The 10162-nt window shown below is 72.6% G+C and carries 9 protein-coding genes and 1 pseudogene; 5 read left to right on the plus strand and 5 right to left on the minus strand.

Annotated features, from left to right (window positions below; genetic code table 11):
• Positions 1-133 precede the first annotated feature (133 nt).
• Positions 134-370, minus strand: coding sequence for a hypothetical protein (locus ACWDA7_RS45945; protein ID WP_359409758.1), 237 nt, complete (start codon positions 368-370; stop codon positions 134-136).
• A gap of 184 nt (positions 371-554) precedes the next feature.
• Between ACWDA7_RS45945 and ACWDA7_RS45950 the strand changes: the two genes are divergently transcribed.
• The 3 genes and pseudogenes from ACWDA7_RS45950 to ACWDA7_RS45960 form a co-directional block, all read left to right on the plus strand.
• Positions 555-1592, plus strand: coding sequence for a PHP domain-containing protein (locus ACWDA7_RS45950; RefSeq protein ID WP_450613270.1), 1038 nt, complete (start codon positions 555-557; stop codon positions 1590-1592).
• A 38-nt stretch (positions 1593-1630) separates the two neighbouring features.
• Positions 1631-2293 (plus strand): HAD family hydrolase, encoded by a 663-nt coding sequence (locus tag ACWDA7_RS45955; protein WP_450613272.1) that lies wholly within the window; start codon positions 1631-1633, stop codon positions 2291-2293.
• Between the two features lie 351 nt (positions 2294-2644).
• Positions 2645-3601: pseudogene (locus ACWDA7_RS45960) on the plus strand (SDR family NAD(P)-dependent oxidoreductase); the annotation flags it as partial.
• A 117-nt stretch (positions 3602-3718) separates the two neighbouring features.
• On the opposite strand, the gene ACWDA7_RS45965 reads toward ACWDA7_RS45960, so the two are convergent.
• The 4 genes from ACWDA7_RS45965 to ACWDA7_RS45980 form a co-directional block, all read right to left on the minus strand.
• The gene (locus tag ACWDA7_RS45965; protein ID WP_450613282.1) at positions 3719-4291 is read right to left on the minus strand and encodes a transcriptional regulator; all 573 of its coding nucleotides are present in this window, start codon (positions 4289-4291) and stop codon (positions 3719-3721) included.
• Positions 4292-4304: 13 nt separating this feature from the next.
• Complete coding sequence (locus ACWDA7_RS45970; RefSeq protein ID WP_450613274.1) at positions 4305-5804, minus strand: helix-turn-helix domain-containing protein; 1500 nt, start codon at positions 5802-5804, stop codon at positions 4305-4307.
• Positions 5805-6146: 342 nt separating this feature from the next.
• Positions 6147-6386 (minus strand): hypothetical protein, encoded by a 240-nt coding sequence (locus tag ACWDA7_RS45975; RefSeq protein ID WP_450613276.1) that lies wholly within the window; start codon positions 6384-6386, stop codon positions 6147-6149.
• Between the two features lie 816 nt (positions 6387-7202).
• Positions 7203-8492 (minus strand): ROK family protein, encoded by a 1290-nt coding sequence (locus ACWDA7_RS45980; protein WP_450613278.1) that lies wholly within the window; start codon positions 8490-8492, stop codon positions 7203-7205.
• Between the two features lie 474 nt (positions 8493-8966).
• Here ACWDA7_RS45980 and ACWDA7_RS45985 point away from each other — a divergent pair, with 474 nt between their 5' ends.
• Together ACWDA7_RS45985 and ACWDA7_RS45990 are read left to right on the plus strand one after the other, a co-directional pair.
• Positions 8967-9245 (plus strand): hypothetical protein, encoded by a 279-nt coding sequence (locus tag ACWDA7_RS45985; RefSeq protein WP_450613280.1) that lies wholly within the window; start codon positions 8967-8969, stop codon positions 9243-9245.
• Positions 9246-9403: 158 nt separating this feature from the next.
• Positions 9404-10162, plus strand: a 759-nt coding sequence (locus ACWDA7_RS45990) for an IS701 family transposase (protein ID WP_450613284.1), incomplete at its 3' end; no start/stop codon positions are given.

Consider the following 10162-nt stretch of genomic DNA (forward strand, 5'->3'; position numbering starts at 1 on the left):
GCGCACGGAGCGGTCGGCGTACGGCCCGCGCAGCTGCCCGGGCCGACCCGGCGTGAGGCCCGCACGACGGCGCGCGGATCCGCCGTGGCGCCCGTGGTGCCGCGAGGAGATCCTCCCAGGCACCGGACCGGCGCTAGTGCAGCGTCCAGGTCAGCTTGTCGCCGCCCACCCAGCGGACCACCTCGGGGTCGTCGAGGTCGTGGACGGGGACGCCGCACTCCGCGGCCACGTCCAGCACGTCGACGAGCGATCTCGCCCGGCCGACCATCTCACCGTCCACCTCCACGATGCGGAACGGCGGCGTGCCCGGCTGGACCTTGAGCACCGTGATCCGCGGATGGGAGATGTGCGGACTCGCGATTTCGGTCATGCATAGAGCGTAGAGCGCATCTCGCCACTCGGCGGCGGGGGGGGTGGTGAGCGCACGCTCTGGCGGGCCGCACGCGCCGTGCCACGCCTCGCCGCCATCGTTGGCCCGGCCGGGTGATGGACCGGCGGGCGCGCCGCCGTGCGGGCCCGGCGTCGCTGGGCAACGCTGGGGGTAGGAGGTGCCGATGGAGCCCGTCGCAGCCCTGGACCGGATCGCCTTCCTGCTGGAGCGGGCCGGGGCCCCGACGTACCGCGTCCGGGCGTTCCGCACCGCCGCCGCGGTGCTGTCCCAGCTGCCCGGGGACGAGATCGCCGGACGAGCGGCCGCCGGGACCCTTGAGTCCCTCAAGGGCATCGGCCCGAAGACGGCCCAGGTGGTACGGGAGGCGCTGGCCGGGCGGACCCCCGGCTACCTGGGGAAGCTGGAGCAGGAGGGCGGCGCACCGCTCGCTCAGGGCGGCCACCGGCTCCTGGCGCTGCTGCGCGGCGACTGCCATCTGCACTCCGACTGGTCGGACGGCGGCAGCCCGATCGAGGAGATGGGGCGGACCGCCGCGCGGCTCGGGCACGAGTGGGCGGTGCTCACTGACCACTCGCCCCGGCTCACGGTCGCCCGGGGGCTGTCCGCCGAGCGGCTGCGCGAACAGCTGGACGTGGTGGCCGGGCTCAACGCACGGTGGGCCCCGTTCCGGCTGCTGACCGGCATCGAGTGCGACATCCTCGACGACGGGTCGCTGGACCAGGAGCCGGAACTCCTCGACCGGCTGGACGTGGTAGTGGTGTCCGTGCACTCCAAGCTGCGCATGGACGCACCGTCGATGACGCGCCGCATGATCGCCGCCGTCCGCAATCCGCTCGCCGACGTGCTCGGCCACTGCACGGGACGACTGGTCACCGGGCGCGGGCGCCCCGAGTCGGAGTTCGACGCGGACGCGGTGTTCGCCGCGTGCGCCGAGTTCGGTACGGCGGTGGAGATCAACAGCCGGCCCGAGCGGCTGGACCCGCCCCGGCGGCTGCTGCGCCGGGCCCTCGATGCGGGGGTCCTGTTCTCGATCGACACCGACGCGCATGCGCCGGGCCAGCTGGACTGGCAGATCCACGGCTGCGCCCGGGCCGAGGAGTGCGGGGTGCCGCCCGAGCGCGTGATCACGACGTGGACCGCGGACGAGCTGCTCACCTGGACGCACGAGCGGACCGTACCCGCGCGTGTGGCGGCCACCTGACGTGGTACCCGACGCGATGCGTGAGGGAGGACTGGCATATGGGACGGGCGGCCGTGTTCGACGTCGACGGCACTCTCGTCGACACCAATCATCTGCACGTCACAACGTGGTGGGAGGCGTTCCGGCAGGCCGGTCACCAGGTGCCGATGCACGCCATCCACCGGTCGGTGGGCCTCGGCTCCGAGGACCTGATCGCCCACCTGCTGGGCGGCCGGGACCGGGACGAGGTCGACTTGCTGGTCGCCACCCACACGGCCCTCTACGGCACCTTCTTCGACCGGCTGCCCCCGTTCAAGGACGCCGGACGGCTGCTGCGCCGACTCGACCACGATGGCTGGAACGTCGTACTCGCCACCTCGGCGAGCGGGCCGGAGCTGTCGGCGCTGCGCCGCGCCATCGGAGCGGACGACGCCATCGCGGCGACGGCGAGTGCGGACGACGTGGAGACCGGCAAACCCGCGCCCGAGCCGGTGGAACACGCCCTGGAGCTGACCGGCGTGCCGCCAGAGCAGGCCGTGTTCGTGGGCGACACGGTGTGGGACATGAAGGCGGGGACCCGGGCCGGGGTGACGTGCGTGGGCCTGCTGTCCGGCGGCATTCCGCGGGCCGACCTGCAAGAGGCCGGCGCCCGCGCCATCTACCGGGATCCGGCCCACCTGCTGTCCATGCTGGGCGACAGTCCGCTCGCGCCGGACACCTAGGCCGGTCTCCACGGAGCTCACGGGCGCACAACTCATGAGCAGTGACGTAGATCACTATCGAATGGCTGAATTTCCGGAACACCAACCAGTAGTTTCCCGTTGAACAAGCCGTGGGAGCGGACGGAACAGTGTCCCCGGGCCTCATCCACCGCCCACAGGGACGATCGTTCGGCTGAAGCCCTGTGGAGCCTTTCGCCGAGAGGCGACCGCCGTCCGCGCCCACCACCGACTGCCCCGGCCGTGAATCCCCCGTCACGGTCGGGGCTTCTCCATGCCCGGACACGGCGTCCGCACACGGCGCGCTGGCGCCCGCTTGACTTCGAGCGCGCTCGAATTCGTAGCGTGCACAGTATGAGCACTGCACAACACAAGATCGGGTCGGGTTTCGCCGCCAGCAGCACCGCCGACGACGTACTTCACGGAATCGACCTCTCCGGCAAGCTGGCGGTGGTGACGGGTGGCTACTCCGGGCTCGGCCTGGAGACGACGCGTGCGCTCCGCAAGGCGGGTGCCCGGGTCGTCGTTCCGGCGCGGCGCCCGGCCGCCGCCGAGGAGGCGCTGGCGGGCCTCGACGGGGTGGAGGTGGACGAGCTCGACCTCGGTGACCTTCAGAGCGTGAGCGCCTTCGCCGACCGGTTCCTCGCCTCCGGCCGCACCGTCGACATCGTGATCAACAGCGCCGGGATCATGGCCTGCCCGGAGACCCGGGTGGGGCCCGGCTGGGAGGCGCAGTTCGCCACCAACCACCTGGGCCACTAGGCGCTCGTCAACCGCCTGTGGCCGGCGATCGAGCCGGGCGGGGCGCGGGTCGTGTCCGTGTCGTCCGCCGGCCACCACCGCTCCGGCATCCGGTGGGACGACCTGCACTGGAAGCAGGGCTACGACAAGTGGGAGGCGTACGGGCAGGCGAAGACCGCGAACGTCCTCTTCGCGGTGCACCTCGACAGGCTCGGCAGGGAGCACGGCGTCCGGGCCTTCTCCCTGCACCCCGGCGGGATTCTCACCCCGCTGCAGCGTCATCTCGCCAAGGAGGAGATGATCGAGCGCGGCTGGATCGACGAGACCGGCGCGCTGGTGGACCCCGACGCCTTCAAGACGCCCGAGCAGGGCGCGGCCACCCAGGTGTGGGCCGCGACCTCGCCCCGGCTCGCGGACAGGGGCGGGGTGTACTGCGAGGACTGCGACATCGCGGAACCGGCTCCGGCGGACGGCACGCGCGGCGGCGTCAAGGACTGGGCGATCGACCCGGAGCAGGCCGCGCGCCTGTGGGCGGCGTCCGCGGAGCTCACCGGCGTCGACGCGTTCGCGTCCCGCAGCCGAGGCGCGCGGGCCGGCCGCACCGGCGTCCGGCCCGCATCGGCCGCCTGCCGTGAACTCCCGCGGGCCGCACCCGCGTTGCCAGCACGGGGATCACATCGCGGAACATCAGGCAGCGAAGCCCACGTTGGTCACGTACTCGTACTGGCCCCACTGCGAACCCAGATCGACGATCTGGTCGGTCCAGGCGTCGTCGAGGGCCTGGAGGTCGTTGTCGGACCAGGCCCGGACGATAGCGTCCCAGTGACGGATGTTCAGGGTGCGGAACTCCACGAACCGCTGGCGGGGACGGGACACCTGGGACTGGTTCACGGGGTGGAGCTCGACCCGCGTACCACGCCCCTCGCGGTTGAGGCGGCCCAGGAGATAGCGGGCGACATTCTGGCGCCGGACCGCCCGGTAGGCCGTCTCGATCCTCTCCAGGTTCGACCGCGAGGGGGCGCGCCTGCCCTCGAGCCACGCCTTCAGCGTGCGCCCGGTGACCGTCAGTCCCGCCTCGCGGGCCGCGGCGCGGGCGTGGTCGCTGCGCGTGAGGTAGTGCAGCCGGGCCAGCAGACCGCGCCGCGACGTCACCGGGCTCGCGACCCCGCCGGCGAGCGCGTCCAGTTGCCGGGCCACCGCCTCGCTGCCCTTGATCCCGCGGGCGCCGTACCTGCCGAACTCGATGGTGTGCTGCGGCACTCCCGCTCCTTGCTCAGTCGCCCGGCTCGCCCACGGCGACGGAATCGGGGTCGTCGCCCACGGTGTAGGTGTCCTTGATCTTCACCTCGGAGACGCCGCGCCCTTCCGGGAAGACACGCCGCCAGTCCCCGATCACGTGCAGTTCGTCGGTGCCCATCGCGCGCACGACGGTCAGCCCTTCCTCATGCGCCTTGTAGGCCTTCGCCCAGAGGTTGGCGAAGGCCTGCGAACGGATCAGGTGCATCCAGTCGGGACGGTACAGCTCCCGGTTGTAGTTCGACTCCCCCATGGTGGAGACGAACTTGGAGTACATCGCCTTCACGTACTCCAGGGTCACCTCGTCGTCCTCGGCGATGGCCCGGTCGCGGGCGTCCTTGAGCGCCACGCGGAACTTCTCCAGCAGGTTCTCGGTCGCGCCCGAGGTAAAGGACTCATGGATCTCAGGCGGGTCGCACAGCGCGTACGTGGGACCCGACAGCCGCAGCAGCAGACGCAGCGTCGGCTCCGTGACCCACAGCGGGCCCGGTTCGTCCCGGTTGCCGAGCGGATGGGGCAGAACCCCGTCGTGCTCCCATGCAGGAGGCGTGATCAGGTGGACGCCGGCGCGCCTGCGGTCGTGGCCGAAGCCCGAGGAGTGCTCCAACTGACCGATCGGCAAGTGCGTCTTGAGAGCCGACAGATACGCGCCGTTGATGTCGAGGGCCGTCACCTCGTGTCGGCCCGCGGGCAGTTCGGGCCGCGCCCACTTGGGGCGGGCCTCCCAGATCTCGTCCGAGCCGCGGGCGGTCTGCTTGCGCAGGATGTCGGGGATCCAGGGGTGCGCCACGATGTCATAGCGGCCGCCCTTCCGGGTCTGGTCCAGCAATGCCATCGCGTCGGGGATGGCCCGCTTCACCAGTGCCGCGGTCGCCGCGTCCACATCGCCGGCATGCGCGGCGAGCGCGGCGGCCACCGCCTCGCCGATGGGGTCCGGGTTCTCGGAGGCCGCCTTGACGCGGCGGCCCACGGGCACGACCTGGACGGATCCGGTGGGTTTGCGGTCCGCCTGCGGTGCGTCCACCTCGGCGGGCCGCCCGGGTCCCGCGGGCGCCTTGCCGCACTCCCCCGGGTCAAGGTGCTGCGGGAATCCCGCCACCTGGTGCTGTGCGGGCTGCCCGCACAGCACACACGGCTGGGGCGCGGGCAATGCCTCCACGGCGTCGGCCTCACCGTCGAACTCCTGCCGCGGGTCCGCCTCGCCGGGGGCGGCCACCGTCTCCCGCGCGTCCCGCTCCGCCAGCTTCGTCCGGGCGCCGTCCAGGAAGTACGCGTACTTCTCACGCACTTCGCCGCTCGGGTCGCGTCCGGACTCCCAGCCGCCGACTGTGGAGGGACTGACCCCAAGGGCCTGGGCCACCTGCGTCCGGGACAGGTTCAACTCCTCGCGCAACGCGCGCCGTTCCTCGGCAGGTGGCAGTGGGACCTCCTGCCGGGCACTGGCCAGCAGCGCGTCGATCGCCTCGAACTCCGTCACCGGGCCACCGCCTTCGGGCCGCCGCGCAGCCGGAACCGGGCCGCCGGGCATCCGCAGGCACAGGCCGGCGTCGATACGGCGACCGCCGGCCTCATGTGTTCTCCCCAGGACCATCCCACCCGGTCAGCCTATCCAGCCCCGTGGGTCATGGGCGCGAGGCAGGTCGCCGGGTCATGCGGCCGAAGGCCGAACTCACGGCCCGCCATGACGAAGGACCCCGTGCGATCGACGGTGTCCGGGCGCGACCCCGGCCCGCGGGGTGTGCACGGCGTCCGCACGCCGTGCACACCCCGCGGGCCGGGTTCTCAAGAGCCGACGGCGTCCGACCGCCGGTCCGACGGATCAGGCAGTGGACTCGTCCGGTACCGGGTGCTCGGGGTGGACCGTACCCGCGTGGGGCTTGCCCTTCCGGCCGGTACCCGCCTCGTCCGTGTCGGGTACGTCGGGGGCGGATCCGTCGGCAGTGTCCCGTGCGGGATCGGCGTCCCAGGGGTCTTCGCCCTCGCGGGCCTGCTGGTCCGGCATGTCACGCGGGATGGGGTCGGCACGCTCGCCGGGAGCCTCGTGCCGCTGTTCGGTCACGGCGTCCTCCTGCTCCTCTTCGCCAAGGGGCCCGCGATGGAGACGAGCCCTGTCCGGCCGAGGCGGCGAGTACCGCGAGGCACGGCACTGAAACCGCGGAAGCCGTCACGGGCTCGGCGAGGCGGGGGGTGCGCGTGGGCGACGCGTGTGCGCTGCGGCTCTGGTGTGCGCGGGTCCCGGGGACGGTAGGAGCGCCGCAGGCGTCGCGCGCTCGGCGAGGCAGGAGCTGCGCGGGCACCGGGCCCCAGCACCCGCGCGTCCCCGAGCCCGGCGCCGCACCGATCAACGCGGCGAAACCACCGCAGGCATCGCTGAATCCGCAAGGCGGGAAGCTCGCGCAGGCCGCCTCTGGCGCCCCGGCCCCGGCCCCGGCATGCGCGCGTCCCGCAGCCGGGCGTGCCCGCCGATCAGCGCACTCCAACCGCCGCAGGCAGCGCGGGCTCGGCGACGCGGGAGCTGCACGCAGGCGACGCCTGAGCCCCCGGCCCGGCACGCCGCGCGCCGCTGTCAGCGCAGTGCAACCGCCGCTGGCGTCGCGCGCTCGGCGAGGCGGGACATGCGCGCAGGCAACGCCTGAGCCCCCTGACCCCAGCGTGCGCGGGTTCCGCCGGTCAGCGCGGCGAAACCACCGCACGCATCGCGCGCTCGGCGAGGCGGAGCTGACGCGGGCACCGCAGTCCGCGGCAAGCGCGCCCCCCACAGCCCGGCGCCCACCGATCAGTACGCTGGACCACCGCAGGCATCGCCCGCTCGGCAAGGCGAGAACTGCGCGGACGCAGCCGCCCCCGCGCGTCCCCGAGTCCGGCGCCCAGCCGGTCAGCGCGGGGTCCGTTCCTCCAGAGCCGTTCGCCACGCCGGCGGACGTTCCTCGTTGGTGGGCTCCGCGCGGCGGCCGCCGCGGGCGAAGAAGTCGGCGAGCGGCAGGATCGCCGCGCCGACCGTCACGGCATCGGGGCCGAGCCTGCCCAGGTCGATGGAGACCCGCTCGGCCGGGTAGCGCAGCGCATAGGACGTGGCGTACCGGCGCACGACGGCCAGGAACCGCGAGCCGAGCTGAAGGCCCGCCCAGCCACCGATCAGGATCCGTTCGGGCTGGAAGAGGTTGACCAGGTCGGACAGGCCCGCGCCCAGGTACTCGGCGGTCTCCTCCAGGACGGCGAGCGCGACCGGGTCGGCGTCGGTGCCGTCCGGGGGGTAGGCCGCCGCCAGCATGGCGGTCAGCGCGGTCTCCTCGTCGACGCCCTCGGGCGGCCGGCCGCCCTCCTCGCGCCAGCGGTCGAGCAGGGCCTCCGCGCCCGCGTACGCCTCCAGGCAGCCGAGGGCGCCACAGCGGCACCGGCGCCCCCTGACCCGTACGGTCAGATGGCCCCACTCCACGGCCCGGCCGCTGCCCACCTCCTCGGTGACCAGGCAGGCGCCGACACCGGAGCCGAAGAGGACCACGACCGCGTTGTGGGCACCGCGTCCGGCGCCGAACCACATCTCGGCCTGACCGAGGGTCCTGGCTCCGTTGTCTATGAAGTAGGGCACGGAGTCCGGGAGCCGCCCCGTGGAGCGGAGCAGGGATTCCAGCGGCACGGCGTCCCAGCCGATGGTCTGGCCGTGCACGACGGCGCCCTGCTCCGGGGTGCGGGCCACGATGCCGGGTACGCCGATGCCCACGCCGAGCAGTCCGTCGGGCGTGATGTCCGCGGCGGCCAGGACCTCCGCGATGCCGTCGCGGATGTGGCCGACGACGACCTCGACGTCGTAGCGCTGGTGGACCAGCGGCCGTTCGGTGCGGGCGAGCTCGGTGAGGGTCAGGTCGAACAGCTCGACGCGGACACGGGTCTCGCCGACGTCGACGCCGATCATGTGGCCGCTGGTCGGTGCCACCCGCAGCAGGGTGCGGGGACGGCCGCCGTCGGAGTCGACGCTGCCGGCCTCCTCCACCAGGCCGTCGGCGACCAGTTCGGCGACCACATTGCTGATGGAACCCGAGCTCAGACCCGTCGCGGGGCCCAGCTCGAAGCGGCTCATCGGGCCGTCGAAATACAGTCGCTGCAGCACCTCGGCGCGATTGCCCCGGCGCAGGTCGCGCACCGTGCGCCCGTTCCGCCCCGCCATGTGGCTCCTTCCGGCCCTGCCCGACCTGCACGATACCGCTGTGCCACCTCGGACGCGCATTTCCTTGCATGCTTAAATCAGACCCTAATTTAAGACATGAGGATGTGCGAGGGTCCTGGTGGGTACCCCGGTACGGGTCGGACCGGCGCGGTCGGGGGCCGTGACGGGATCTCCGGGACGTGCCCCGCTCACCGGCCGTCCGCACAAAGCCCCTGACTCGCCCCCGTGGACTCACTCTGCCAGGTGAACACACGGTGGCGTAATCCCTTCCGCCCGGCCACGCCGTGACGCCACGTACACGCCCTCGACGCGACACGGCGGCACCGCGACGGACCGCTCGGGAACGCGCCTCCCGCAGGGCGGGCGGCCCCGCGGCGCCGAAAGTTCCCGGTTTGGGGCCGACCGGTCGATCCGCGCGCCCGCCCAGCGGGTCGCGGAACCGGACCCTCGCCCACGCGCCTAGTATCCGGGGCCGTGGCGTCGACTTTTGAAGAACTCGTGGAGATGCAGCGTGCGGCGGCCGATGCGCAGTCGAAGGCCGACGAGCTGCGGGAGAAGTACGGCCCGCCCACCGCCACAGCATGGACCAGACAGCAGACCGAGCTGTACGAGACCGCCCTGCGCGCCTGGCGCGACCTCGACCGTGACCTCCAGGTGGAGATCACCGAGTACGCGAAGGAGCACAGCACATCGCGCAGCGAACTGGAGGACGAGGTGAGGACGCGGGCGGAGGAACCGGCCGGGGACGCCTAGTACTCCAGTCTGACTTCGCGATCTTGTCGCGGACCCGGCTGGGAACAGGTACGGCCACCGCGTGATCATCGGGGGTTGTGTGGACTCCTGAAGATCGTGCGGTGGCCGCGATCCATAGCGTAGACCCTGCCTGCTGGCGGGCGATGTTCGACCAGGTCATGGCCCGGATCGCGGGCAGATTCAGGCGAGTTGAACCCCGGGCTGCGGCTCGTACTTACCTGCTCGGGCTGCTGTCGAGCGTCGAACGGAAGAACTGCTGGCAACTGGCCGAACGGGCCGGCCTTGCCCGGCCCGGGCCGATGCAACGTCTGCTGCGCTACGCCCGCTGGGACGCCGATGCCGTCCGCGACGACCTGCGTGCCTACGCCGCCGAACACCTCGGTGCTGACGGCAGCGTTCTCGTTGTCGACGAGACCGGCTTCCTAAAGAAGGGCCGGTCTTCGGCGGGAGTGCAGAGGCAGTACACCGGCACCGCGGGACGCATCGAAAACGCCCAGGTCGGCGTGTTCCTCGCCCTGGCCACCAGCCGGGGACGGGCCCTGATCGACCGACGGCTCTACCTCCCCGAACACTCCTGGTCCAATGACCTGGAACGGCGCACCGCGGCCGGGATACCCGAGACGGTGCAGTTCGCCACCAAGCCCCGCCTGGCCGAGCAGATGATCGAGGCCGCGCTGGACGCCGGGATCACCGCCTCCTGGGTGACCGGCGACGAAGCCTACGGCCAGGACCCCCAGCTCCGCGCCGCCCTCAAGGCGCGCGGCATCGGCTATGTCCTGGCCGTCGCCTGCTCGACACGGGTGAGGATCAACCACGGCCGCGCTCCCGCCCGCGCCGATACCCTTGCCGGCCGCCTGCCCGCCACGGCCTGGCACCGTCAGAGCGCCGGAAACGGCGCGAAAGGCCCGCGCTACTAC

The sequence above is a fragment of the Streptomyces sp. NPDC001156 genome, from assembly GCF_053598275.1.

Bases quoted from the DNA above. Each gene is read 5' to 3' on its own strand.
- ACWDA7_RS45945 (WP_359409758.1), bottom strand. From the start codon at position 370: ATGACCGAAATCGCGAGTCCGCACATCTCCCATCCGCGGATCACGGTG.
- ACWDA7_RS45950 (WP_450613270.1), top strand. From the start codon at position 555: ATGGAGCCCGTCGCAGCCCTGGACCGGATCGCCTTCCTGCTGGAGCGG.
- ACWDA7_RS45955 (WP_450613272.1), top strand. From the start codon at position 1,631: ATGGGACGGGCGGCCGTGTTCGACGTCGACGGCACTCTCGTCGACACC.
- ACWDA7_RS45980 (WP_450613278.1), bottom strand. From the start codon at position 8,492: ATGGCGGGGCGGAACGGGCGCACGGTGCGCGACCTGCGCCGGGGCAAT.